Source organism: Rufibacter aurantiacus (assembly GCF_017916345.1).
Classification (GTDB): Bacteria; Bacteroidota; Bacteroidia; order Cytophagales; family Hymenobacteraceae; genus Nibribacter; species Nibribacter roseolus.
In genome coordinates this window covers 777,189-800,445 of the sequence record NZ_JAFMSV010000002.1, presented here as the reverse complement: position 1 = coordinate 800,445, position 23,257 = coordinate 777,189, and the positions used below count along the sequence as shown (strand labels likewise).

The following is a 23,257-nucleotide window of genomic DNA, read 5'->3' as shown; positions in this document are numbered from 1 at the left end:
AAATTTTTCGCGTGGTGTATTGCGCTGAAAGAATTCTTTTCTACCTTTGCAACACCAAACGACAACAACAGGTTGTCAGCGGAAATTGTCCGATGGTGTAACTGGCAACACGTCTGATTTTGGTTCAGAAGAGTCCAGGTTCGAAACCTGGTCGGACAACTTAAAACCTCTGTTTCTGCAAAGAGACAGAGGTTTTTTGCTTTTATAGCTTTGTGTTTCTGGGCAGAAGAAGCGGAAAAGGCCTGCTAATGGTAAGTTGGTGATTCTGAGTGCGTTTGGATTATGCCAAGGAAATTATAGCCTAAGTAGTTGTACTGTTAAGTTTCTGAAAAAGTACCACTTATTTTTAGGCGCTTGGTTTGGGTCTACCAAAATAAGGAGTAATTTTGCGACTTCATTCGGCAACCCTCTTTTCCCATGAGCCCAACGGTAAAGATTTTCTCCGGAACAAATTCCCGGTATTTCGCTGAACAGGTAGCTGCCGCTTACGGTCTGCCTTTAGGTGACCTAACGGTGCAGCACTTCTCTGACGGCGAGATCTCAGTTCACTTCAATGAGTCTGTACGCGGCTGCGAGGTGTTTTTGATCCAGTCCACGTTTCCGCCCGCTGACAACCTCATGGAGCTCATGCTGCTGGTAGACGCGGCCAAACGGGCCTCAGCGCACAAAGTGATTGTGGTAATGCCTTATTACGGCTACGCCCGGCAAGATAGAAAAGATAAGCCGCGGGTTTCCATCGGGGCCAAGGTGATGGCCAACGCCATCCAGTGCGTAGGTGCTGACCGCCTTATGACCTGTGACCTGCACGCTGGTCAGATTCAGGGCTTCTTTGACATCCCGGTGGACCACTTAGACGGCTCGGCCATTTTTGTGCCTTACCTGCGCAGCCTCAACCTGGGCCAGGACCTGATCTTCGCTTCTCCGGATGTGGGAGGCGTGGTAAGAACCAGAAGCTTCGCTAAGGTATTCGGGGTGGAGATGGTAGTCTGCGACAAGCACCGGAAACGGGCCAACGAGATTGCCTCTATGCAGGTGATTGGCGATGTAGACGGGATGGACGTAGTGCTGGTAGATGACCTGGTGGATACCGCCGGAACTATTACCAAAGCCGCCGAGTTGTTGCGTGACAAAGGCGCAAAAAGCGTACGGGCCATTGCTACCCACGGGGTATTGTCTGGTCCGGCCATTGACCGCATTGAGAACTCCGTACTGGAGGAACTGGTGATTTCAGACACCATTCCTTTGAAGCGGGAGAGCTCTAAAATCAAGGTGCTCACGTTCTCAGACCTGTTTGCCCGGGCCATCAGCAACGTGGTAACCCATGATTCCATCAGCTCACTGTTTATCTAATTGCTGATGGTTGATTGCCACACAAAAGGAGTCTAGTGTCTAACATCTAGCTACTAACGTCTTCTTCAAAAGAGTTTTTTCATTTTTTTATTTATATCCATTTTTATGCAAAGCTTAGAGATTATAGGGTTTAAAAGAGCAAATCTCGGTAAATCCGAAGCCAAAGCGCTTCGTGAGGAAGCTCAAGTTCCATGCGTGTTGTACGGCGGTGCTGAGCAAGTTCATTTCTCATCGCCTGCTATCCTGTTCCGTGACCTGGTGTACTCTCCGGAGGTTTACCAGGTAGATCTGAACATTGAAGGCACGCACTACAAAGCCATCATGCAAGACTTACAGTTCCACCCAGTAAACGAAATGTTGCTGCACGTGGACTTCCTGTTACTGCAAGACGAGAAAGAAGTGAAAGTTGATGTACCGGTACGTTTCACTGGTACTTCTCCAGGGGTTATGGCCGGTGGTAAACTGGTGACCAAACTGCGTAAACTGCGCGTGAAAGCACTTCCTGCTAACTTGCCAGATTCAATCGCGGTGGACATCTCTGACCTGGAGTTAGGTAAGTCTATCAAAGTGAACAAAATCACTCCTGAGAACTACACTATCTTGACCAACCCACTTTCACCAGTGGCTACGGTAACTATCCCAAGAGCTCTGAAAAGCGCTCAGACAGAGGAGAAAAAAGGCAAGAAATAGTCTGTTGCTTCTTGAAGTCTTTGGAAATCCTGTTCTGCCCCTGGCAGGGCAGGATTTTCTCTTTAAGAGCAGGATTTACGGGATTTATTTGATTGATCAGGATTAGGAATATTGTCAGCCAGTCATAACCCTACCAAATTCCCCGTGCGCTTATGAATAAACGGTACCTAAGTTGAGGATTCCCCTCCTGGGAGCAGGGCCGTTAAGTTTTAAAAATCTAGCTGGTTCAAGTTTCCAACTTGGACCTACAATGGGCTGAAGTTTGCAAATCAGTGAGGCGAGAGCCTCAAATCTCACGATTGGCAATAGAATCTATACAAGTACAAGACTCAGTGGGGGACTGAACAGCCCTGCCTCTTGGGAGGGGCGGGTTTACTCCCTCAGAGAAAGGTATCTAGGACGCACAAAGAATATTATATTAGTATTACTGTACGGAGTTGGGTATTCTTCTCTGCTCAATCCATCCATCTGCTCAAATTCTGGTTTCTGCCTATTTTGCCAAAATCAGCCTCTAAACGCTTTTCTGATGACATCAGCCACCCGTTCCTGATCTGAGAACGAGAGGCTGGAGCCGGAGGGGAGGCACAGGCCGCGAGCGAACAAATCATCGCTCACGTGCTCGCCGAAGTAGTCGCAGGATTGGTAAAGCGGCTGCCGGTGCATGGGTTGCCAGAGGGGACGGCTTTCGATGTTTGCGGCTAATAGTGTTTGACGCAGGGCCTCTGGGGTGAGTTGGCTTCCTTGTTTGATGGTAAAGCAACTGAGCCAGCGGTTAGAGTAGAAGCCCTCGGGTTCCTGGTGCCATTCCAGTTCAGCCACGTCCCGCAGCAATTCCTGGTAGTTGGAGAATATCTTTCTCCGCTGTTGTACTCTTTCTTCCAGCACCTCCAATTGTCCCCGTCCGATACCCGCGCAGATATTACTCAGCCGGTAGTTGTAGCCCATCGTGGTGTGGTGATAGTAGGGTAAATCGTCTTTGGCCTGCATCGCCAGCCAACGGGTTTGTTCCACCAAATCGGATTCAGAAGACACCAGCGCGCCGCCGCCTGAGGTGGTGATAATCTTGTTTCCGTTGAAGGAGAAAACCCCCATTTTCCCGAAAGTACCCAGTAAACGACCCTTGTATCTGGAGCCGAGGGCTTCGGCAGCGTCTTCAATGATGGGCACTCCATAGTGTTGGGCCAGTTCCTGGATTTCCTGCATTCTGGAAGGCATGCCGTAGAGGTGCACCAACATAAGGGCCTTGGGCAGTTTGCCGTTCTTGTACCGGTTTTCCAAAGCCTGCTCTAAAGCAGTAGGGCAGAGATTCCAGGTAGTGGGCTCGCTGTCTATGAGCACGGGAGTGGCACCCACGTAGCGGATGGGATTGGTGCTGGCCACGAAGGTGAACGTAGAGCAGAAGACCTCGTCTCCGGGACACACGCCTAAGGCAAGCAAAGCCAGGTGCAAGGCAGCGGTGCCCGATGCTAAGGCGGCTGCGGCCGGTACTCCTATGTAGCTGGCCAATTCCTGCTCAAAGCCATTTACATTGGCGCCAGCGGTGGTAATCCAGTTCTGGTCAAAAGCCTGTTGCACATATTGCTGTTCCCTGCCGCCCATGTGCGGAGGCGATAGGTAAATGAATTCTCCTTTTTGGCTCATGCCGTCTGTTTGATGATGCGGGCCGGGACCCCCACGGCGGTGCAATAACTGGGCAGGTCTTCGTTCACTACCGCGCCCGCACCTATGGTGGTGAAATCGCCCACTTTTTTGTTTTGTAAAATAGTGCTGTTGGTGCCGCCGTAAACACCCGCGCCCAAACGTACACAGCCACTCACCGCTACCTGCGGCATCAAAGAGCAAAAATCACCTATGATCGCGTCATGCCCTATGGTGCAGGCCAGGTTCAGCAGCACGTGCCGCCCCAGGGTTACGTTGTTCGTCAGGATGCAGTTCTGGCAGATGATGGTGCCTTCACCAAAGTGGTTTTTCTGCTCGGGGTTGCACAGCACCGAGGGGTGCACCAGCACCGGGAACTTCAATAAGGGGCTCAGCAACCGGTCAGCCACGTCTGTTTTGGCGGCGCAGTTGCCAATGGCAATAGCTACGCACAGCGGGGTTTCGGTGTCGTTGAGCTGATCCACGGTGCCAAGGTACGGGTAGCCGCAGATGGTGGGGTGAGCCGAGGGGGCATCGTCATAGAACCCTACAATCTCCCATTTGGGCGTGGCCTGGTTTATCTGCAGCAAAAGCATGAGCACCTCGCGGCCCAGTCCGCCGGCACCTACAATAGCAATTCTTTGTTTAACGGTATTCATGAGGAAGAGGGGTTGGAGGAGCCGGTGAAACGCTCCATGGTGGCTGTGCCCGGGGCCGAGATGCCTTCGGGTTTAAACAAGTGCTTTATGGTGCGCCATAAAACCAGCAGATCAACCCGTAGAGACACATGCTCCACGTACCATACGTCATAAGCGAATTTCTCTTCCCAGCCCAAAAGATTGCGGCCGTTGACCTGTGCCCAACCCGTAATACCGGGCTTCACATCGTGCCGGCGAGCCTGCTCCGGGGAGTACAGCGGCAGGTAATCCATAAGCAGCGGGCGCGGCCCTACAATGCTCATCTCACCTTGTAACACGTTGAAGAGCTGCGGTAGTTCGTCCAGGGAAGTTTTGCGGATGAATTTCCCCAGCGGGGTAAGGCGTTGGGCATCGGGAAGGAGGTTTCCGTGCAGGTCCCGCGCCTGGGTCATGGTCACGAATTTATAGAACGCAAACGGCTTGCCATGCAGGCCCGGGCGCTGCTGCCGGAACAAAACCTGCCCGTTGAACCCCACACACAGAACCACCGCCACCAGCACCATTACGGGCCACAGCAATAGCAGCGCACTCCCGGCTAGCAGAAGGTCAAGCAAGCGTTTTCCGTAAGGCAGATACATGAATAATGTGCTAATTTTTTAAGGTGCTGATGCTGCTATTGGATTGACAAAACAGACAATAAAAATTGATTAAGAAATGTTAGCCTTTTCAAGAAAACGTTTTGAGCCTGATTTCTTAAAAGCAGGTTTAAAACGGAAGATACCAAATTTAATGTTTGTATGGCTATTCCCCGGTTCATGGGCATTAAACACTAACAACTAATTACCAATCACTAGTATCTTGCGGGCATGATTCAATTCCCGAACGCGAAGATAAACCTGGGCCTGCAACTGGTGGAGAAGCGCCCCGATGGGTTCCACAACCTAGTCTCCTGTTTCTATCCTGTAGGGTGGACAGATGCTCTGGAGATTCTGCCCGTGCAGGGAGAGGCCTCTTTTACGCTCTCAGGATTGCCGGTGCCGGGCGCTCCCACCGCTAATCTCTGCTGGAAAGCCTACGAACTCCTGCGCCGCGACTTTGAACTGCCCATCATCCAGATGCACCTGCACAAGGTCATTCCCATGGGGGCCGGCCTGGGGGGCGGCTCCGCCGATGCCGCTTTCACGCTCAAACTCCTGAGCCAGCAATTTGCTTTGGGATTGTCTAATGAGGCCCTTGAAAACTACGCCCGGCAACTGGGCAGCGACTGCGCGTTCTTCATCAGGAACCAGCCGGTGCTGGCACTGGAGAAAGGCGATGTGTTTGAACTTATTGAGGTGAATCTTCAAGGTTGGCACCTGCTGCTGGTCTACCCCAACTTTGCCATCAGCACCGCCGAGGCCTACGCCGGGGTTTCGCCCCGTTTCCCTGAAAAGAGCCTTAAAACGCTCTTGGCGCAGGACATCTCTACTTGGAAAAACGAAGTGGTGAATGACTTCGAGGCGAGCTTGTTTCCCAAATACCCAATCCTATCTGAACTGAAGGCGCAGTTGTACTCCATGGGCGCGGTATACGCGTCTATGTCCGGCTCGGGGTCTACCATGTACGGTTTGTTCAAAACTGCGCCCGAAGGGCCATTACCTTTCCCGGAGGATTACTCAGTTTGGCAAGGCGTCCTTTAAGCGGTTCTGGCGCCGGTTGATCACACTCTCCAAGATGGGGTGCAGAAACACGCTGAACAGGATAATAGCGGCCCCATAGTAAAAGCCCGCCGACATCTGCTCGCCTTCTTTGAAAATGAAAAAGGCCAGCAAAATGCCGTACACCGGCTCCAGGTTCACGGTGAGGTTCATGGTGTAGGCGCTGAACTTGTGCATGAGGCGCACGGCCGCCGTGTACGCGTAGACCGTGCAGACCAGAGCCAGCATGGCAATACAAAGCACATCAACCCAGGTAAGGGCAAGGTGCAGTTCGCCGGTATCGGTCATGAACTGACGGTAAAACGGAAAGAAAAGGCAAGTAGCCAGCCAGGCCCCGGCCATCTCATAGCAGGTGATGGTGGCTGCCGAGTGCTGTTTGGTGAGTCTGCTGTTGATGATGGTGAAGCAGGAGGCCAGAAACGCCGAGCCCACCGCCATGGAAATGCCCACCGCATGGTCAAATTCAAACCTGAAGATGACATACAGGCCCACCATGATCAGCAGGGCCAAAGCTACCTCGTGCGGCCTTATTTTCTTGTTCGTGAAGATGGGTTCCAGAATGGAGGTCCAGAGGCTGGACGTAGCCATCCCCGCCAGACAGATAGACACCGAGGCCACCCTCGCCGAGGCGAAGAACAGAATCCAATGCGCCGCAATCAGAAAACCCACGCCCAGGATCTTGGCGATATTCCGCCGGCCAATCCGCAGAGACCCTTTCCTGAGTTTGATCACCACCGCCAGTGCCACCGCCGCCAGAATAGTCCGGTAAAACACCAGCTCCACCGCCGGAATAGAGATGAATTTTCCCAGAATGGCCGTAAAGCCCCACAGCAGAATGATAAAATGAAGTTCCAGGAAATCTTTAAGCCGAGGGGTTTGCAAGAGAATTAGGAATTAGGAATGTGGAATTAAGAATGAGTAGAGTGGGTGGCTCCCAGGCCGTTTTCTGAAAAATGGCCCCGAAACAGCAAAGCTGCTTGTGGCGCTTCACCACGCCGCCCTGCGGGCACCCCTCCTAATTTAGGAGGGGAGTTTTGGGGTGCTTACAGGACAGCGCTTGCTCAGAAGACCTCGCAGGGTCCGGAGGTCCTGCGAGCGTCTGTGCCAACAACTACCGGGGAACCGTCCGGTACAAGATAACCCCGATAATACTAAAGACGAACAAAGGAACGAAGGCCGCCAGCTGCGGCGGAATCCCGCCCACCGAGGCCAGACTTCGGCTCATCATCACGAAAATGATAAAGATAAAAGCCAGCACGAAGCCCAAGGCAATCTGCAGACCCACGCCGCCGCGCACCTTGCGGGAACTCAGAATCACCCCGATAATGGTGAGAACCGTGATGGCGAACGGATAGCTCATGCGCTCATATTTCTCGGTCATGTACATCTCCACATCGGTGGCGCCGCGCAGGATTTTCTCGTCAATGAGCTTGTTCAGCTCGGCATTGGTGAGGGTCTCTTTGAGGCGGTAGGTACTGGCGAAGTCCTTGGGCAACAGGTTAAGCGTGGTGTCAATGGCGCCGCCGTTGAAGACCGTTTCCTTGTCGCCGTTGAAGGTGCGCAGGGTGTAGGAGTCCATGTGCCACTTCTGTTTGGTGCTGTCCCACCGGATAGACTCTGAGGAGAGTTTCCGGATAAGTTCCTGCTTTCTGATGGTCTCCAGCGTGAATTTGTAGCCCACATCGGCGTGGTTGTTATAGCTCTCCAGGTAGGCGTAAGAATCTGGGCCTATGCGGAAGTGCACGTTGCGGCCCTCAAAGGTGTAGGGGTTCTTTACGTACTTAATTTCAAAGGCCACCCGTGTCTTGTTGGCCGTAGGAATCACATAGGAAGAAAAGAAGAAGATGAAAATCCCGATGATCACTGACCCGATGATGTAGGGCACCAGCATGCGCTTAAACGAAACCCCGCTGCTCAGGATGGCCACAATCTCGGTGTGGGAAGCCAGTTTGGCCGTCACAAACACCGTGGCAATGAACACCGTGATGGGGCTCAGCATGTTAATGTAGTGCGGGATCATGTTCATGTAGTAATCTACCAGAATGATCTTCACAGAGAGGTTATGCTGAATGAAGTCATCATTCTTCTCCACGAAGTCAATCACGCAGATCACCGCAATCAGGATGATCACCACAAACACGAACGTGGTCAGGAACTTCTTGAGGATGTAATTATCTAATAGCTTCAGTTTCACACTTATTCAATTATGAATTAAGAAGTAAGAATTAGGAATTGATTTTCCATGCAAATAGCGGGATTCATCAGCTTCCAATTCTTAATTCCTAATTGTTAATTCCTAATTCTTAATTACAAACGTGTCATTAGTTTCTTTACCATCTCATCTTTCCAGGTCCGGAAGGTGCCGGCAATGATCTGCTCGCGCGCCTGGCCCACCAGCCACAAGTAGAAGGTGATGTTATGCACACTGGCAATCTGGGCTCCCAGCATCTCAGTGGCATGCATAAGGTGACGCAGATACGCCTTAGAATAAAACGTGCTCACGTAGCCGCCCAGTTCCGCATCAATGGGAGAGAAATCCTCTTTCCAGCGCTCGTTCCGGATATTGATGATGCCTTGGGTGGTGAACAGCATGCCATTGCGCGCGTTGCGGGTAGGCAACACGCAGTCAAACATGTCTACGCCCAGGGCGATGTTCTCCAGGATGTTGGCTGGCGTGCCCACGCCCATGAGGTAACGCGGTTTGTCACTGGGCAGTATGTCGCAGACCAGTTCGGTCATCTCGTACATCATCTCGGCAGGCTCGCCCACTGACAAGCCCCCGATAGCGTTTCCGGGCCGGTTTTTAGAAGCAATGGTCTCCGCACTCTGGATGCGCAGGTCTTTGTAGGTGCTGCCCTGCACAATGGGGAACAGCGTCTGCTCGTAACCATACTTGCCCTCCGTAGAGTCAAAGCGGTCAATGCAGCGTTGCAGCCAGCGATGCGTACGCTCCATAGAGTTGCGGGCGTAGTTGTAGTCGCAGGGGTAAGGCGTGCACTCATCAAAGGCCATGATGATATCCGCCCCGATGGTGCGTTGCGTGTCCATCACGTTCTCGGGGGTGAACAGGTGGCTGGAGCCGTCAATGTGCGAGCGGAATTTCACGCCGTCTTCAATGATCTTGCGCGTGCCCGAGAGGGAGAACACCTGGTACCCGCCGCTGTCCGTTAAAATAGGGAAGTCCCAGCCGTTGAATTTATGGAGGCCGCCGGCTTTCTCCAGCACGTTCAGGCCCGGGCGCAGGTACAGGTGGTAGGTATTGCCCAGGATGATCTGGGCCTTTACGTCTTCTTTGAGCTCGCGCTGGTGCACGGCTTTCACGGTGCCGGCGGTACCCACCGGCATGAAAATAGGGGTTTGTATTTTGCCGTGCGCGGTGGTCAATTCACCCGCGCGGGCTTTGGAAGCGGGATCTTTCGCTACTAAATCAAAGGTCATGTACAAGGGGTAAAGTGCTGGAAAAGCCTTGTTTATAGCTGGTGTGGGCGGCGGTTAGGCAACCCACGCTTTTCCAAACGGCAAAGATACAAACAACCTTTTGTTCTGCCGCCCTGCGGGTAGGCTGCGCATGAATATTTGTGCTATTTTTGGATTCTGTTTTCAATTGCTTTGGACTACTCATTCATTCTTTCTGTTTCCCTCTTCTATCTGCTGGTGGCCTGCGTGCTGGTGCAGTTGTTTTATAAATTCTACTATTTCCTGCCGCTCGCTTTTCACCAGAGACAGGAGGTAGCCCCACCATCGGCTTTGCCGCCCTTGTCTATCCTGGTCTGTGCCCATAATGAGGTGGAGAACCTGAAAGAGCTGTTGCCGCTGCTGCTGGAGCAGGAATATCCGCAGCCAGTGGAGTTCATTATCATAGATGACCGTTCCTGGGACGGCTCCCATGTGCTGGTGAAAGAATATGAAATGGAGCACCCCAACGTTAGATTACTGCGGGTGAAGGAAACCCCGGCGCTCATGAGCCCAAAAAAATACGCCCTTTTCCTGGGTATTAAAGCTGCTCAGTATGAGCACTTACTGCTCACCGATGCCGACTGCAGGCCCCTGTCTGCCCAGTGGGCGCAATACATGGCCAGCGGTTTTTTAGGCCAAAATGATATCATTTTAGGCGTTTCTCCGTATATGCAGATATATGGATTCTTAAATCATTTGATCCGTTACGAAACCTTCTTAACGGCGATGCAGTATCTGTCGTTTGCCAAGAAGGGCCAGGCGTATATGGGAGTGGGGAGAAATCTGGCTTATACCAAATCAACGTTTTTACGTAACAAAGGCTTTGCCTCCCATATAAGGTCCTTGGGAGGGGACGATGATTTATTTGTGCAGGAAGCTGCCAAACACTCTGCCGTCCAGATTGTCATTGACCAAGACGCCCAGACAAGCAGCACCCCGGAAAGCCGGTGGCGCGACTGGTGGCGCCAGAAACGGAGACATTTGGCGGCAGGGCGGCAGTACCAGAAGAAGGAGCAGTTCAGACTCGGACTTTTTGTCTTGTCAAATGGGCTATTTTATGTAATATCACCTGTTCTTTTAGGTTTACAGTATCAACTGCTATGGGTTGGCCTCATTATTGGGGTGAGGTATGCCGGACTGTACGGGACGTACCTACCGGTGGCCCGCCGCCTGCAAGACCCGCTCAAGTGGTGGCTGTTGCCCATATTGGAACTAGGATATTACCTCAATTACATAGGGATCGGGATCTCTGTTTTAACGACTAAAAAGGTAAGATGGAAGTAAACAAACAATTCTCCGCGAAAGCGAAACACGATTTTAAACTGATCCAGTCAGCGGTGGAAGACGGAGATGAGAAGGCCTACGCCGAGCTGATGCAGATCTACAAAAAGCCGGTTTACCACGTAGTCCTTAAGATGGTGCGCAACGCCGATGATGCCGAGGACCTCACCATTGAAGCCTTCGCGAAAGCCTTCCGTAACCTGCATAAATTCAATCCGGAGTACGCCTTCAGTACCTGGCTTTTCCGTATCGCCACGAACAACTGTATTGACTTCATCCGGAAGAACAAGATCAAGACCATGAGCATTGACTCAGCCATCAAGATCGATAACGGCGATGAGATTACCATTGATTTCAAAGACAACAACCTGAACCCGCAGGAGTCTGCCATCAAGAACCAGAAGATAGAGATCATGCAGTACATCGTGAGCAAGCTGCCAGACAAGTACCAGCGCCTGGTAACGCTGCGCTACTTTGACGAGTTGTCTTACGAGGAGATTGCCACCGAACTCAGTGCCCCGCTTGGTACCGTAAAGGCCCAACTGCACCGCGCCCGCGAGTTGCTCTATGACATGGTAAAGAACAAGAAGCACCTGATCTAGCAAGTATCACGTAGCAAGATTTTAAAGTTGAAATGTTAGCAGGAAGCAGCCCATGTGGCTGCTTTCTGTGTTTAGGGCCTGTTTTACAGAAATGGGTTGTAAACGGATTGATACACCAACCTCCCGCAAGTTTGAGCGCAGCGGTAACTTGTGGGTACCATGGTGCCAGTTTGTAACTGGCTTTGACCATGATCCGGTATTGGATTGCGCCAGTTGCAAACTGGCAGTCAAGTTCACTCCAAGTTACCGTTCCGCTCAAACTTGAAGTATAGGAGACTTAAGCCCTTTTTCCTGAAAACAGTCTCAAAACAAAACCACCAGTACTGACTTCTGACAAACTCAGGACTCAGAACTCAAGACTCAGAACTCCTTTCGTTATCTTTGAGCCTATGAACGCACAATCTGTGGATATCCTTACCCATTACTTTCCAGATCTCACCCCAGAGCAACAGCAGCAGTTTGCGCGCCTGGCGGAGCTGTACGTAGAGTGGAATTCCAAAATAAACGTGATCTCCCGCAAAGACATGGACAACATTGTGGTGCACCACCTGCTGCATTCCTTGGGCATTGCCAAAGTGGTGCAGTTTCCGGCGGGCACCTCTGTGATGGACGTAGGCACCGGCGGTGGCTTGCCGGGTTTGCCTTTGGCTATCCTGTTCCCCGAGGTGAAGTTCCATCTGGTTGATTCCATAGGCAAGAAGATCCATGTGGTGCAGGAAATTGCCCAGGAACTACGCCTTCACAACGTGAAAGCCACCCACACTCGTGCCGAGCAGGTGCACGAAAAGTATGATTTCATTGTCAGCCGGGCTGTGGCCCGCCTGGCTACTTTCTACCAGTGGATTCAGTTCAGCTACAAAAAAGACTCAGTGCCCGGTCAAGGTCTGTACTACCTCAAAGGCGGCGACCTAACCGAGGAACTAGCTGAGTCTGGTCTGGTGCACAAAGTGTTTGACTTGAGCAGTTACTTTCAGGAAGATTTCTTTGAGACGAAGAAAGTAGTGTTTGTGCCGCTGCACCCAACGGCTTAGGCTGTTTTCTGAAAAGCAGCTCTGAAATAGATTCAGATAAAATGTAGAAGCCGCTTCAAATTTGGAGCGGCTTCTGCATTTTATAAGTTAGAGCAAAGGCTCTATAGATTCATTACCAAGTGCGCCATTTATCAATAATCGTAATATTGGTTTTAAACCCGGATGTTGTGATTATCCGCTCCATTTCATTGATAATTTGCTCTCGCGCTAAAGTGTCAATGTCATTGTTATCCTTTTCTGATAGTGCGTTGAAGTTCTCAATGCTTCTTTTGAGGATGGCTAATTCCTGCTCTTGATTAAGGTTAGGGTAATTGCGTTCTATCTCCTCCACCATATTCCTAAGAATGAGTTGGGCTTCCTTCACCATTTTCTTGCTATGATAGGAGTCCTTAGCCATATCGTTCAGAAAGCCCTTCTTTTTCAACTCCTGTATCTTCATAGCAGCAGTACCATGTTGTAGCTTTGGACCTTCTTGAAACTTGTCAATTGGAAAATTTTCAATAGGGCTGCCAGTGCAACTTGTTGTAATAAGGCTAATTAGGATAAGAGCAATGAATATCTGTTTCATCAAGAATAATTGTCTACTTGGCTTAGGTTAGTGTGAAGCAACAAGGTCAGTTGTATTACCTCACCAACTCCACTTTCTCAATTCTATCCCCAATATTCAACTGGTGTACCACGTCCATGCCTTTTACCACGCGGGCGAAGATGGTGTACTTGCCGTCTAGGTGTGGGGTGGGAGAGTGGGTGATGAACCATTGGCAGCTCTCGGTGTCTTTGCCTGCCGAGGCCATGCCCACGTAGCCTTCTAGGTAATTCAAATCCGCGAACTCAGAGCGGATGGCGTAGTCCGAGGAGCCCCAGCCGTCGCCGCGGGGGCAGCCGCCCTGCGCCACAAAATTGGGTACCACCCGGTGGTAGTTCTTGCCGTTGAAAAAGCTTTGTTCCAGCAACTCCACAAAATTGGCCACTGAGCCGGGGGCGTCTTCCACGAGCAATTCAAAAACGATTTCGCCTTTAGAGGTGTTCAGGCGAGCTTTCTGGTTTTTCTGCAGCTTGTTCACCGTGGCCCAGTTGATAGGATGGCTGAACGGAGTGGCCGGTGTGGGTGCCGAGGTTTTGCCTTCCAGATAATCCAGGGTTTTCTGCAGTTCCAGGTACGTTTCAATGTCGCGAGGTAGGGTAAGTTTGTTGCGGGCCTGGGTCAGAAAGGAGCGGTCTGCGTAGGCGTTTTTCATGTTCAAATCCGGATTCCGGATGGCGCCCGCAGCAATGCCTACCATGGCTACATCCCCGGATTGGATGGCTTTTTGGAAAATAGAGTTGAAAACAGGAGCCGCTGAAGCATCAAAGTTTTTCTGACCCCTGATGGCTGCCAACGCTTCAATACCTGCTGTGCTGATGGCCGGGTGCGCCGCCCCGAAGGTCTGTTGTTCAATGAATGGATACTGCGTGGCGTCTTTGCTGAGGGCCGTGAGCAGGGCCGCTTTCTCGTAAGGATTTTTCGCTGAGGCAAACCGCCTTTGAATTTCCTGGCTTACTGGCTGTTTTTGACCCGCAGAGGCCAGGGCAGCCCCAAATAAGGTGGCCCGTACGCGCCAGTCTTTTTGTGCCTGGGCCGCTTGCAGTAGCCGCGCAGATTCTGCGGCGGGCGCTTTGGCGGTCAGGTACTCGGCAGCGGAGAGAGCCACCAGCGGATGTTTGTCTGACAGGGCATTCCAGGAGATGGTTTGCACGGCAGCGTACGGTAACTGGTACAAAGGCCGCACAGCATTGATCCGAACACGATAATCGGTGTCTTTTTGGAGCACTGCGTTTACCACCGGAGCCAAGCCCACGGTATCGGTCATTTTGCCCAAGGACAGGGCTGCTGCCATGCGCACGTTGGCGCTGGGGTCTTGCTGCACTACTTTAAACACCTGTGCTTTGGCCTGACTGGGGTCTAGTTTGGCAGTGCGGCCCAGAAAGTGGGCGGCACCCAGACGGGCTTCTTCCTGGCGTGAAGCCAGCAGGGCCGCGGCTTTGGTAATCGCCCCGGTGTAGTTGAGTTTCCGTTGGCCGGCGCGGTAAAGGGCCCAGGCCTGCGCCGCCTCCATCTGTGGTTGTGCCGTGTATCTATAGATCATATCCAATCCGTTCTGCGAGGCGCATTTACCCCAGGCCTCCAGAATCTCGGCCCTCACCGGTATGTTCTGCTCTTGGTTATACGCTTCCATCAACGCCGGTTCTGCCGAGGCACTTCCTATCTGCCCCAAGGCATAGGCACTTGCTTTCCGGACCTCGGGCTCCGGGTCTTTCAGGGTTGAGGCTAAAGCGGGAACGGCGATGCTGTCCTGCACTGATCCGAAGGCCAGGGCTGCCTCACGGCGGTACATGGTCTCGGGGCGTTCCAGAAATTCCAGCAGGGCCTGGGTTTTGCGTTCGTCCTGCAGGGTGTAGATTTTGCGCAAGGTAGCGTCGCTGAATTTATTCACGCCACCCGCGGCGCTGTTCTGGGCGGGTTGCCGGCACGCAACGGCCAGAAGAAGCAAAGCAGCGGCGTTTCTGAGTTGTTTTTTCATAGAGAGCACTTGAGCACGGAAGATACAAAAGAGTCCTGAGTCTTCGGCACCGCCACCCGGCAGCAGAAACCGAAATACCGTTTTTGTATTGTTTTGGGGAAAATGGGGGAGAAACGCCGCGTGGATTGTCTTAAAAATGCAGACCTTTGCGCCCGTTATGATTACCGCTGCCCCCGCTACTAGTACTTATTCGTTTCGTTTCTGGATGCTGTGCCTGAGTTCGTTTCTCTTTTCGGCCAGTTTCAACATGATCATCCCGGAGTTGCCTAACTTTCTCACCCACCTCGGCGGGGCCGATTACAAAGGCTACATCATCGGGCTGTTTACGCTCACGGCAGGCCTCTCGCGCCCCTTCAGCGGCAAACTCACCGATACCGTGGGCCGCTTGCCGGTCATGTACTTCGGCGTGGCAGTCTGCATCCTTTGTAGCCTTTTGTACCCGCTGCTCACCACCGTTTTCGCGTTTTTGCTCTTGCGGCTCATCCATGGGTTCTCCACTGGTTTCACGCCTACCGGCGAATCGGCGTACATCGCTGATATTGTGCCGCTGGAGCGGAGAGGCGCCGCCATCGGGATTTTCGGGTTGGCCGGAAGCCTGGGCTTGGCGGCTGGTCCTGCCATTGGGGGGGAGTTCAGCCGGCATTTCTCTTTGAACGCGCTTTTCTATTCCTCGTCCGGTATGGCGCTGCTTTCTATTCTGGTGCTGGTCAATTTAAAAGAGACCCTGCCTAATCCGCAGAAATTCAGGCCTGGGCTGTTGCGCATAAAAAAAGATGAGATTTTTGAGCCGCGCGTGATGCCCACCTTCATTGTGATGCTGCTTACGTTATCCTGCTACGGCGCCGTGCTTACCGTCACTCCGGATTTAAGTCAGCACCTAGGCATACAGAACAAGGGGCTGTTCTTTACTTTCTACACCGTTTCTTCTATTGGCGTGCGCTTTCTGGCAGGTCGCGCCTCAGATCGTTTCGGACGGGTTCCCATTCTTCGGATTTCTACTTTCCTGATGGCTATCTCCATGGTGGTGCTAGGCTTAGCCGAAAACAAAGCCATGTTCCTGGGCGCGGCAGTCCTGTACGGTTTCGGGACGGGCATGAACTCGCCCACCCTCTACGCCTGGGCCATAGACTTGAGCCATCCAGAGCGCCGGGGCCGCGCCATGGCTACCGTGTACATCGCCTTGGAAGCCGGCATCGGCCTGGGTGCCTTCGCCTCTGGCTGGATCTACGGAAATGAGATAGGTGCCATCCCTTACGTGTTCTGGGGTGCCGCGGCTCTGTGCTTTCTGGCGTTCCTGTTTGTGATACTGGGGAATTTCAAAAGGAGTCCTGGCAGAGAAGTCCTGAGTGCTGAGTCTTGAGTCCTGAGTTGAGGGAAAGCAAGCGGGAGGTCTTAGTAGTACCGTTGCTGTTATCACCATAACTTTCCGGTTAACGGGAGCCTGAGCCGGTTTTCCTTGGAGTACCACCTCGTTACAATGTAACGAGGCTACATTTCTGGTCTGTAGCGACGTTACACTGTAACGTCGTACGCATTGCGGAGCCCGGTGCAAGGGCAACCCCAATGGATTGCCCCTACAAAAGGTTATCCATAAACTTTTTATAGCCTGTTTTTAGTAAAAAGCACTAGAAACGCCATTGTGGTTGTTGGTGATAACACCACCAACGGCGTCTGTATTCAAGAGCTTCAGACCAAGAATTCCTAACTCAAAACTCAAGACTCAGAACTCCCTTACAAATACCCTTTCGCCTGTAACCTGAACAGCTCCGCATACCGGGTGCCTTTGGCGATGAGTTCTTCGTGGGAGCCCATTTCTACGAACTGCCCGTTCTCGATGACCAGGATGCGGTCTGCCATCCTAACGGTGGAGAAGCGGTGGGAGATAAGGACGGCGGTTTTGCCTTGGGTCAGTTCCGCGAAGCGCTGGAAAACTTCGTGCTCGGCGCGGGCGTCCAGGGCGGCGGTAGGTTCATCCAGGATCAGGAGCTGGGCATCGCGCATGTAGGCTCTTCCCAAGGCTATTTTCTGCCACTCACCCCCGGATAAATCCACACCTTTGTTGAACCGCCGGCCAATGATCTGGTCGTATCCCTCGGGCAGTTTGGCGATGACCGTGTCCGCTAAGCTTTGCTGCGCGGAGGTTTGGATGCGGGGACGGTTCTCTTTTTCCTCAATCCGGCCGATGGCGATGTTGGTGCCCGCGCTCATCTGGAAGCGCACAAAGTCCTGGAAGATGACGCCAATCTCGCGGCGGAGATCAGCGGGGTCGTACTCGCGCAGGTCAATGCCATCCAGCAGGATTCGGCCCTCAGTGGGATCGTAGAGACGGGAGAGCAGCTTGACCATGGTGGTTTTTCCGGCGCCGTTTTCGCCTACCAAGGCCAGTTTCTCCCCGGCATGCAAGGTGAAGTTAAGGTGCCGAAGGGCCCATTTCTCTGAATTGCGGTACTGGAAACCCACGTTCTCAAACGTGAAGCCGTGTTGGATGGGCCTCGGGAAGGGTGGGGCCGAAGGCAGACGCCGGATGCGCGGTTGCAGCTCAAAGAAATCAAAGAAATCCTGGAGGTACAGCGCGCCCTCGGCCACGCTGGTGAACCGGTTCAGTACCGATTCCAGCAGTCCGCGCAGGCGCATGAACGAGCCGGAGAGAAACGTCAACTGACCTAAAGAAACCTGGCCCTGCACGGTTTGCAGGAGCAGGTAGACGTAGGCACCGTAGTAACCGGCGCTGCCCAGTGCGGCGAACACACTGCCCCAGCCGGCCCGGCGGGTAGACAGTTTCTTGTTGTCTCTGTAAAACTGGTCTGAAAGCGTGCGGAAGCGATCTACCAGAAACCCTGATAGCCCGAAGATCTTCACTTCTTTGGCCGTATCGTCGCTGGCGCCGGTCTGCCGCAGGTAATCCAGTTCGCGGCGCTCGGGGGTCCAGCCGTGTACCAGCGAGTAGCTCCGCTCGTTGAAGTGGGACTCGCCCAAGAAAGCCGGCAACACCGCCACCAAGAGCAACAGCAGAAGCCAGGGATAGAAAGCGATGAGTCCGGCGGCGAGGAACACCATGGAGAGGATGTCCTGCATCTGCCCCAGGACCTGGCTCATGAGAATGGTGCGACTCAGGGTTTGGCGGCGGGCTCGTTCCAGTTTATCGTAGAAAGCCGAGTCCTCGAATTGGTCCAGGTCCAACTCAGCCGCGTGTTCCATGAGCCGCACCGAGGATTGGTTCGCGAACAGGTCGCCCAGCAGACCATCTATGAGTGCGATGCCGCGGTTGAGGAAATCTGAGATCACCGCCAACCCGAATTCAATGGCCACCAACGTGAGCAGGTAACCCAGCAGTTTGTCGTCTGTACGGGAAAGGCGCACCACCTCGTCAATGATCAACTGGCCCACGTAGAGCATGGCCACCGGCACCGCCGCCCTAAGCAGACGCAGCACCACGTTGATGAAGGCCATGCGCGGGTTGGTCTGCCAAACCATCTTCAGGAACGGCGGCAGGTGTTTCAGGGCGCTCACCCGCTCCTTGACTGAAAGCTGCGGTTGTCCCTGCCTGGGTGGCTTTCGCCCGAAAAGATTATCCCAAAATGCCATAGGCGGTGAAGTTATAGAAAAGCCCTTTACTTACGCGCTTTAAAGTAAAATGTAGGGGCAGAAGTAAGAGAATACCCGTCTGGCGTAGGTGCGGGCAGCATGTTACAGACTTAATTTCTGTTTTAAGCCTGCTTTCCTTAAAACGTGCGTAAAACAAGGTGGGTGCTATACTGTAAGAAACCAAAGGCACTGCGCATCTGCCTGCCAGCGGCTTTACCTTTGCATCGCCTAAATGAAAGAGAGAAGTTTTTTGTTTCCCTGGGAGGTATAATTTCGTAGGTAGTTTTTATGGAAGAATCATTTTTAAATCGGCTCTGGAGTCTCCATCAGCAGAACCAACTCCGGATACCCACCGGTCTGCTTTGCCAGTTCCTGAACCGGCTGTTGCAGATGCTTTTCCCGCCCCTGGCAGAGCAGCCCTTCAGGGATGCCGATGCGCTGGCCCAAGAGGCCACATTTCTGGAGCAGGAACTGGAGTCTCTGCTGGAAGGCGTGCAGCACATCAGCGCGTTTCCGGCCCCTGAGACGGTCAGCCGTTTCATGACCCAGTTGCCCCATCTGCATGAGCGGCTCATCGCCGATGCCCAGTTTATTCTGCAGGAAGACCCGGCGGCCCGCCACATTGAGGAGGTGATGCGCTCTTACCCTGGTTTCTACGGTATTGCCGTTTATCGCATCGCGCACCTGCTGTACCAGGAGGGAGTGCCGCTGCTGCCGCGCATCTTAACCGAGTATGCCCACAGCCGCACCGGCATTGACATCCATCCAGGCGCCCAGATCGGGTTCCCTTTCTGCATTGACCACGGCACCGGTATTGTCATAGGCGAGACCACCACCATAGGTAGAAACGTGAAGCTGTACCAGGGCGTGACGCTGGGCGCCTTGAGCGTAGCCAAGTACATGACCGACCTCAAGCGCCACCCCACCCTGGAAGACAACGTGATTATCTACGCCGGGGCTACCATCCTGGGCGGCAACACGGTGATAGGCGCGCACAGTATCATTGGGGGTAACGTTTGGCTCACCGAGAGCGTACCTGCGTATTCACGGTTATATCATCGGGCCCAGATCAAGGTAAGCCGGTCAGAAGCGCCGGAAGACATTCTTGATTTCTCAATTTAGTTTTATCCCCTATGGGATTAATGAAATAATTTTACATTTGTACCAAGCCTTGGCTAAGGACTTTTGCCTGGGATTGGTACACTTATAACGTAAACCTTACGAGATGAAAGCAGAAAACATATTGCAGACCATCGGGGATACCCCCACCGTACGAATCAACAAGTTATTTGGCCCCGATGCTCAGGTTTGGATGAAACTGGAGCGTGCCAACCCCGGCGGAAGCATCAAAGACCGTATTGCCCTGTCTATGATTGAAGACGCCGAGCAACGCGGTTTACTCAAGCCCCATAGCCACATCATAGAGCCGACCTCAGGTAATACCGGGGTGGGACTGGCCATGGTGGCAGCCGTGAAAGGCTACGAACTCACCCTGGTGATGCCCGAGTCTATGTCCATTGAGCGCCGCCGCCTGATGGCCGCTTACGGTGCCCACCTGGAGCTGACCCCGCGCGAGAAAGGCATGAAAGGCGCCATTGAGCGTGCCAATGAACTGGCAAGCCAGAACGAGAACGCCTGGATTCCCATGCAATTCGATAACGAGGCCAACACCCGTGTCCACATAGAGACTACCGCGCAAGAAGTGCTGCGCGATTTCCCAGATGGCTTTGACTACCTCATTACCGGCGTAGGAACCGGCGGCCACATCACCGGCGTAGGCAGGGTTCTGAAAGAGAGATTTCCTAACCTGAAAGTGTTTGCCGTAGAGCCCACCTTGTCTCCGGTATTAAGCGGCGGCGCCCCTGGTCCGCACCCAATCCAAGGCGTAGGCGCAGGTTTCATTCCCAAGATCATGGACATGTCTGTGCTGGACGGCGTGATTCAGGTAGACCCTAAAGATGCGTTTGAGTATGCCCGCCGGGCGGCCAAAGAAGAAGGCATCTTCATCGGGGTTTCTTCGGGTGGTTCCCTGTCGGCGGTAGCCCAGAAGCTGGCCGAGATTGAGCCGGGTGCCCGTATTCTCACCTTCTGCTATGACACCGGCGAGCGTTACCTGTCTGTGGAAGGATTGTTTGTGTAACTAACCTTTGCCTATAAAAACAGAGCCGCTCCTGCTATTACAGGAGCGGCTCTGTTTTCGGCCTGTTTTCTTAAAAACAGCCCCTGAAACGCTAGGGCTAACGCAGTGTGCTTAATAACAGGAATACTCAAGCGTGGTGGTAGAAGTAGTGGTTGCAGCACCTGCGGTAGAGGTAGAGATAGAAGCCGTAGTTGGGTACCCCGCCTCATTGTATTGGTAACTGTACTCTGTGACCGTCTCTGTGGTGAGGCCACTTGTGAGATCGGTGGAAGAAAAGATCGTGCGGGTGCGCATGTTCTTGTTGAAATTGATCACCGAGGAAATAAAGCTGATGGCTTCCTGGTCTTGGCGGCGTTTGTTTTCCTTATTCAAGTCAAACATATAGCGGGTAACGGTACGTTGGGTGGGTGAGACGTAGGTTCTGACGGTGTTTTACCACCTACCCACTCGAAGTCAATTGTGTACCGAACGGATACTGTGCCTGATCTTTCCATTTTGGCCGTATACTTGATGAGTTGGTTTTGGCCGTTGTACTCTGCTTCGTTAAAGTAGATAATTCCGGTGGTGTTGGTGCTCCGTAGTTCTGTCCACTTTCCCTTGTCATTGTACGTAATCATGTCAGAAACTTGTGCGATGCCTGTCTTCGCATCCATGTACTGGCTTTCTTCTATGCGGCCGCTACTGCCGTAAGTGAAATGGTAATAGCCTAGGGTATTACCATCCTGAAGATAACGCACCTCTGAGATCCTGTCGCTTTCAAAAACTTGTTCCACGGAGCTGCCTGTTCCCGTTGATTGCCTTAATTCCTGGCAAATGGTTTCATTGGGTTGCAGCTCAAGGTCTTCTCCACAGGCAGTTAATAATATGGGTAACCAAAGCAAAAGGCGTAAAAATTGTTTCATAAGCAGGTTATAAAAAGAGAGAAAAGGAGGGATGATCTGTGTTCCCATAAAATGAGTTTGTACCATTAGGGCTTTTGAATGTTGAAGGATTTTGGGCGGAGTGGCGAAGTCATGGGCCGCATAAACGTGGTTAAAAGGCTATGCCTAAGCTAAAGCCAAGACCTCTTATCCCAGCAAAGGGAGCATTGCCTTTTACCGTTACTCCTTTCTCCGTTACGGTAGCGTCTATCTTGGCACCCCCGGGCAAATCATCGTTGATAGATTCAATATCTTCAGCCAATTCTCTTCTTTCCTGGGGTGTCATGGCGCTTAGGTCAGCCGTACCGTCTAAATCAAGTTTCATCTTTCCAAAGTGCCCCCCCAAAATGTACCAATCAAAAGCTATCCGTTTGGCGATCAACCACTGGGAGCCAATCATGAGTCCGCCCCCAAAGCCTTGTACATTTCCGTCTATCGGAATGATGTACGTGTTGGAATTGGCCTCATATTCATGTGTATAGGTAGCGTCAAGGTTCATGTAGCGCCCATACAAAGACAGGTATAGACCCCTTGCCCCGGGTTTCTTGCCAGAATAGAATCTGATCTCACCGGTATAGGTTTTATCCGCGACAGTGGAGTTGGTGAGATAGTCTCTCATGTCATCCTCTTCGTCTATGAATTTATCCAGAGCCTTCTCCACCGCGAAAATAGAGGCGACCTTTGTTTTGGGTATAAAACTGTAGCCGCCCACAAACGTTATCTTGCGGGTCAAAGAGCGTTCATAGCTCAGGTTATAGCTATTCAGGACCAGAGAGGATAAGTTGATTTTGACTATGTTTTTCCTGAAGACCTCTTCTTTGCCTTTACTGTTCAAGCCCGGGCTATTTTGTTTCCCTAGTGCCGGGGAAGCAAGTTTTAAGCTGTCTGGTTGGTATTTTGTGGAGTCAGTCTGCCCAAAGCAACGGAATATGGTGAGTAATAGAACAAGAGTTAAGGATAATTTCATATAATTTTGTATATAGAATTTATCCAAAGGTGACCGTTAAAGCCCGTTATAGCAATACTTACAAGTAGGTATTATATTAATTTTATAAAAATTTGTAATAAATACGGTTAGTTTGTGTTTGCTTCCTGATTCACCTATCCAGAAGCTATACTCTTTGTAATCTGAGATCCTGACCACGATATAAAACAAAGCCGCTCCTGTTATGACAGGAGCGGCTTTGTTTAGGGGCTGTTTTCTTAAAAACAGCCCCTAATCGGAAAATGCCTCAAAGGGTACTTTCGTTTAGAACTTGAATTGAGAAGGTCCAGAGGGTTAGTTCTGAAACGCCTACCAATCATTAAGAATTCTGGTCAGTTCCTGAGGACGTCTGATCAGATCCTGAGGCGGCAGTTGATTGGCCTGTCAACCCTTGCACAGAGTTGGTAACGGTATCCAGAAGGGCACGCCGTTTCCCTTTACCAATGGCTGAAAGGGCTATGCCCACGCCTGCGGCTCCCAGCAGGGAATACAGCACCTTTTTATTCTTCACCAGGCTTTGCACTCCGGTTAAAAGAGACTTATCCTTTTTGACTTTGTTCTTCTTGGTCTTGTTCTTATTCTTTGACATGGCGGTAAGGTTTGAATTTAATGGATCAAAGTGAATGGGTTAATACGATATTATATGTGGTTAACCCTTAGTATGCACCTACGCCACCCACGTC

Annotated in this window: 22 protein-coding genes and 1 tRNA gene; 10 read left to right on the top strand and 13 right to left on the bottom strand. The window is 52.1% G+C overall.

Annotated features, from left to right (window positions below):
• The first annotated feature begins 86 nt into the window (after window positions 1–86).
• The 3 genes from J3P34_RS08650 to J3P34_RS08640 all read left to right on the top strand — a co-directional run bounded on the left by J3P34_RS08650 (window position 87) and on the right by J3P34_RS08640 (window position 2,040).
• Window positions 87–159: transfer RNA gene (locus tag J3P34_RS08650), tRNA-Gln, on the top strand.
• A gap of 258 nt (window positions 160–417) precedes the next feature.
• Window positions 418–1,350 carry a ribose-phosphate pyrophosphokinase gene (locus J3P34_RS08645; RefSeq protein WP_210463484.1) on the top strand — a complete coding sequence of 311 codons (933 nt, stop codon included), beginning with the start codon at window positions 418–420 and terminating at the stop codon, window positions 1,348–1,350.
• Between the two features lie 105 nt (window positions 1,351–1,455).
• Window positions 1,456–2,040 carry a 50S ribosomal protein L25/general stress protein Ctc gene (locus J3P34_RS08640; RefSeq protein ID WP_210463485.1) on the top strand — a complete coding sequence of 195 codons (585 nt, stop codon included), beginning with the start codon at window positions 1,456–1,458 and terminating at the stop codon, window positions 2,038–2,040.
• A gap of 504 nt (window positions 2,041–2,544) precedes the next feature.
• On the opposite strand, the gene J3P34_RS08635 is transcribed toward J3P34_RS08640, so the two are convergent.
• The 3 genes from J3P34_RS08635 to J3P34_RS08625 are packed head-to-tail and all read right to left on the bottom strand — an operon-like array spanning window position 2,545 to window position 4,930.
• Window positions 2,545–3,681, bottom strand: coding sequence for a DegT/DnrJ/EryC1/StrS family aminotransferase (locus J3P34_RS08635; RefSeq protein WP_210487898.1), 1,137 nt, complete (start codon window positions 3,679–3,681; stop codon window positions 2,545–2,547).
• Window positions 3,678–4,337: an acetyltransferase gene (locus tag J3P34_RS08630; RefSeq protein WP_210463487.1), complete on the bottom strand. Its 660-nt coding sequence runs from the start codon at window positions 4,335–4,337 to the stop codon at window positions 3,678–3,680. The genes J3P34_RS08635 and J3P34_RS08630 overlap by 4 nt, the downstream gene beginning before the upstream one ends.
• Window positions 4,334–4,930: a sugar transferase gene (locus J3P34_RS08625; protein WP_345890341.1), complete on the bottom strand. Its 597-nt coding sequence runs from the start codon at window positions 4,928–4,930 to the stop codon at window positions 4,334–4,336. The genes J3P34_RS08630 and J3P34_RS08625 overlap by 4 nt, the downstream gene beginning before the upstream one ends.
• A 252-nt stretch (window positions 4,931–5,182) precedes the next feature.
• Here J3P34_RS08625 and ispE point away from each other — a divergent pair, with 252 nt between their 5' ends.
• Window positions 5,183–5,995 carry a 4-(cytidine 5'-diphospho)-2-C-methyl-D-erythritol kinase gene (gene ispE, locus J3P34_RS08620; protein WP_210487893.1) on the top strand — a complete coding sequence of 271 codons (813 nt, stop codon included), beginning with the start codon at window positions 5,183–5,185 and terminating at the stop codon, window positions 5,993–5,995.
• Here ispE and J3P34_RS08615 read toward each other — a convergent pair.
• From J3P34_RS08615 to tgt, 3 genes are all read right to left on the bottom strand, one after another.
• A complete protein-coding gene (locus J3P34_RS08615; RefSeq protein WP_246853611.1) occupies window positions 5,972–6,895 on the bottom strand; it encodes a DMT family transporter in 924 nt (307 codons plus the stop codon). The genes ispE and J3P34_RS08615 overlap by 24 nt on opposite strands.
• 229 nt (window positions 6,896–7,124) lie before the next feature.
• Window positions 7,125–8,201 (bottom strand): LptF/LptG family permease, encoded by a 1,077-nt coding sequence (locus J3P34_RS08610; RefSeq protein WP_210488516.1) that lies wholly within the window; start codon window positions 8,199–8,201, stop codon window positions 7,125–7,127.
• 119 nt (window positions 8,202–8,320) lie between these two features.
• Window positions 8,321–9,451, bottom strand: coding sequence for a tRNA guanosine(34) transglycosylase Tgt (gene tgt / locus J3P34_RS08605; RefSeq protein ID WP_210487891.1), 1,131 nt, complete (start codon window positions 9,449–9,451; stop codon window positions 8,321–8,323).
• Between the two features lie 171 nt (window positions 9,452–9,622).
• On the opposite strand from tgt, the gene J3P34_RS08600 reads away from it, so the two are divergent.
• From J3P34_RS08600 to rsmG, 3 genes are all read left to right on the top strand, one after another.
• A complete protein-coding gene (locus tag J3P34_RS08600; protein ID WP_210487889.1) occupies window positions 9,623–10,753 on the top strand; it encodes a glycosyltransferase in 1,131 nt (376 codons plus the stop codon).
• Window positions 10,744–11,352, top strand: a complete 609-nt coding sequence (locus J3P34_RS08595) for an RNA polymerase sigma factor (protein ID WP_062542709.1) — start codon at window positions 10,744–10,746, stop codon at window positions 11,350–11,352. Before J3P34_RS08600 ends, J3P34_RS08595 begins: the two co-directional genes overlap by 10 nt.
• A gap of 389 nt (window positions 11,353–11,741) precedes the next feature.
• Window positions 11,742–12,383, top strand: a complete 642-nt coding sequence (rsmG, locus tag J3P34_RS08590) for a 16S rRNA (guanine(527)-N(7))-methyltransferase RsmG (protein WP_210487888.1) — start codon at window positions 11,742–11,744, stop codon at window positions 12,381–12,383.
• 112 nt (window positions 12,384–12,495) lie between these two features.
• Here rsmG and J3P34_RS08585 read toward each other — a convergent pair whose 3' ends face one another.
• Window positions 12,496–12,951 carry a DUF5713 family protein gene (locus J3P34_RS08585; RefSeq protein ID WP_210487886.1) on the bottom strand — a complete coding sequence of 152 codons (456 nt, stop codon included), beginning with the start codon at window positions 12,949–12,951 and terminating at the stop codon, window positions 12,496–12,498.
• 55 nt (window positions 12,952–13,006) lie between these two features.
• Window positions 13,007–14,944 carry a peptidylprolyl isomerase gene (locus J3P34_RS08580; protein WP_210487884.1) on the bottom strand — a complete coding sequence of 646 codons (1,938 nt, stop codon included), beginning with the start codon at window positions 14,942–14,944 and terminating at the stop codon, window positions 13,007–13,009.
• Between the two features lie 136 nt (window positions 14,945–15,080).
• Here J3P34_RS08580 and J3P34_RS08575 point away from each other — a divergent pair, with 136 nt between their 5' ends.
• On the top strand, window positions 15,081–16,304 hold the full coding sequence (locus J3P34_RS08575; RefSeq protein WP_246853610.1) for an MFS transporter: 1,224 nt from the start codon (window positions 15,081–15,083) through the stop codon (window positions 16,302–16,304).
• Between the two features lie 371 nt (window positions 16,305–16,675).
• On the opposite strand, the gene J3P34_RS08570 is transcribed toward J3P34_RS08575, so the two are convergent.
• Entirely contained in the window at window positions 16,676–18,529 is a 1,854-nt protein-coding gene (locus J3P34_RS08570; protein ID WP_210487882.1) for an ABC transporter ATP-binding protein, read from the bottom strand.
• Window positions 18,530–18,817: 288 nt separating this feature from the next.
• Between J3P34_RS08570 and J3P34_RS08565 the strand changes: the two genes are divergently transcribed.
• Entirely contained in the window at window positions 18,818–19,651 is an 834-nt protein-coding gene (locus tag J3P34_RS08565; protein ID WP_210487880.1) for a serine O-acetyltransferase, read from the top strand.
• Window positions 19,652–19,754: 103 nt separating this feature from the next.
• Complete coding sequence (cysK, locus tag J3P34_RS08560; protein ID WP_210487878.1) at window positions 19,755–20,669, top strand: cysteine synthase A; 915 nt, start codon at window positions 19,755–19,757, stop codon at window positions 20,667–20,669.
• Between the two features lie 111 nt (window positions 20,670–20,780).
• Here cysK and J3P34_RS08555 read toward each other — a convergent pair whose 3' ends face one another.
• From J3P34_RS08555 to J3P34_RS08540, 4 genes are all read right to left on the bottom strand, one after another.
• On the bottom strand, window positions 20,781–21,050 hold the full coding sequence (locus tag J3P34_RS08555; RefSeq protein ID WP_210487876.1) for a hypothetical protein: 270 nt from the start codon (window positions 21,048–21,050) through the stop codon (window positions 20,781–20,783).
• Entirely contained in the window at window positions 21,038–21,571 is a 534-nt protein-coding gene (locus tag J3P34_RS08550) for a hypothetical protein (RefSeq protein ID WP_210487874.1), read from the bottom strand. The genes J3P34_RS08555 and J3P34_RS08550 overlap by 13 nt, the downstream gene beginning before the upstream one ends.
• 130 nt (window positions 21,572–21,701) lie before the next feature.
• Window positions 21,702–22,424: a DUF3575 domain-containing protein gene (locus tag J3P34_RS08545; protein WP_210487872.1), complete on the bottom strand. Its 723-nt coding sequence runs from the start codon at window positions 22,422–22,424 to the stop codon at window positions 21,702–21,704.
• A gap of 469 nt (window positions 22,425–22,893) precedes the next feature.
• Window positions 22,894–23,163: a hypothetical protein gene (locus J3P34_RS08540; RefSeq protein ID WP_210487869.1), complete on the bottom strand. Its 270-nt coding sequence runs from the start codon at window positions 23,161–23,163 to the stop codon at window positions 22,894–22,896.
• Between the last annotated feature and the right edge of the window lie 94 nt (window positions 23,164–23,257).

Coding starts and splice junctions, on each gene's coding strand:
- J3P34_RS08585 (WP_210487886.1), bottom strand. CDS start 12,951: ATGAAACAGATATTCATTGCTCTTATCCTAATTAGCCTTATTACAACA.
- J3P34_RS08565 (WP_210487880.1), top strand. CDS start 18,818: ATGGAAGAATCATTTTTAAATCGGCTCTGGAGTCTCCATCAGCAGAAC.
- J3P34_RS08550 (WP_210487874.1), bottom strand. CDS start 21,571: ATGAAACAATTTTTACGCCTTTTGCTTTGGTTACCCATATTATTAACT.
- J3P34_RS08635 (WP_210487898.1), bottom strand. CDS start 3,681: ATGAGCCAAAAAGGAGAATTCATTTACCTATCGCCTCCGCACATGGGC.
- J3P34_RS08640 (WP_210463485.1), top strand. CDS start 1,456: ATGCAAAGCTTAGAGATTATAGGGTTTAAAAGAGCAAATCTCGGTAAA.
- J3P34_RS08575 (WP_246853610.1), top strand. CDS start 15,081: ATGCAGACCTTTGCGCCCGTTATGATTACCGCTGCCCCCGCTACTAGT.
- J3P34_RS08540 (WP_210487869.1), bottom strand. CDS start 23,163: ATGTCAAAGAATAAGAACAAGACCAAGAAGAACAAAGTCAAAAAGGAT.
- J3P34_RS08570 (WP_210487882.1), bottom strand. CDS start 18,529: ATGGCATTTTGGGATAATCTTTTCGGGCGAAAGCCACCCAGGCAGGGA.
- J3P34_RS08580 (WP_210487884.1), bottom strand. CDS start 14,944: ATGAAAAAACAACTCAGAAACGCCGCTGCTTTGCTTCTTCTGGCCGTT.
- J3P34_RS08595 (WP_062542709.1), top strand. CDS start 10,744: ATGGAAGTAAACAAACAATTCTCCGCGAAAGCGAAACACGATTTTAAA.
- J3P34_RS08630 (WP_210463487.1), bottom strand. CDS start 4,337: ATGAATACCGTTAAACAAAGAATTGCTATTGTAGGTGCCGGCGGACTG.
- J3P34_RS08555 (WP_210487876.1), bottom strand. CDS start 21,050: ATGTTTGACTTGAATAAGGAAAACAAACGCCGCCAAGACCAGGAAGCC.
- ispE (WP_210487893.1), top strand. CDS start 5,183: ATGATTCAATTCCCGAACGCGAAGATAAACCTGGGCCTGCAACTGGTG.
- J3P34_RS08645 (WP_210463484.1), top strand. CDS start 418: ATGAGCCCAACGGTAAAGATTTTCTCCGGAACAAATTCCCGGTATTTC.
- cysK (WP_210487878.1), top strand. CDS start 19,755: ATGAAAGCAGAAAACATATTGCAGACCATCGGGGATACCCCCACCGTA.
- rsmG (WP_210487888.1), top strand. CDS start 11,742: ATGAACGCACAATCTGTGGATATCCTTACCCATTACTTTCCAGATCTC.
- tgt (WP_210487891.1), bottom strand. CDS start 9,451: ATGACCTTTGATTTAGTAGCGAAAGATCCCGCTTCCAAAGCCCGCGCG.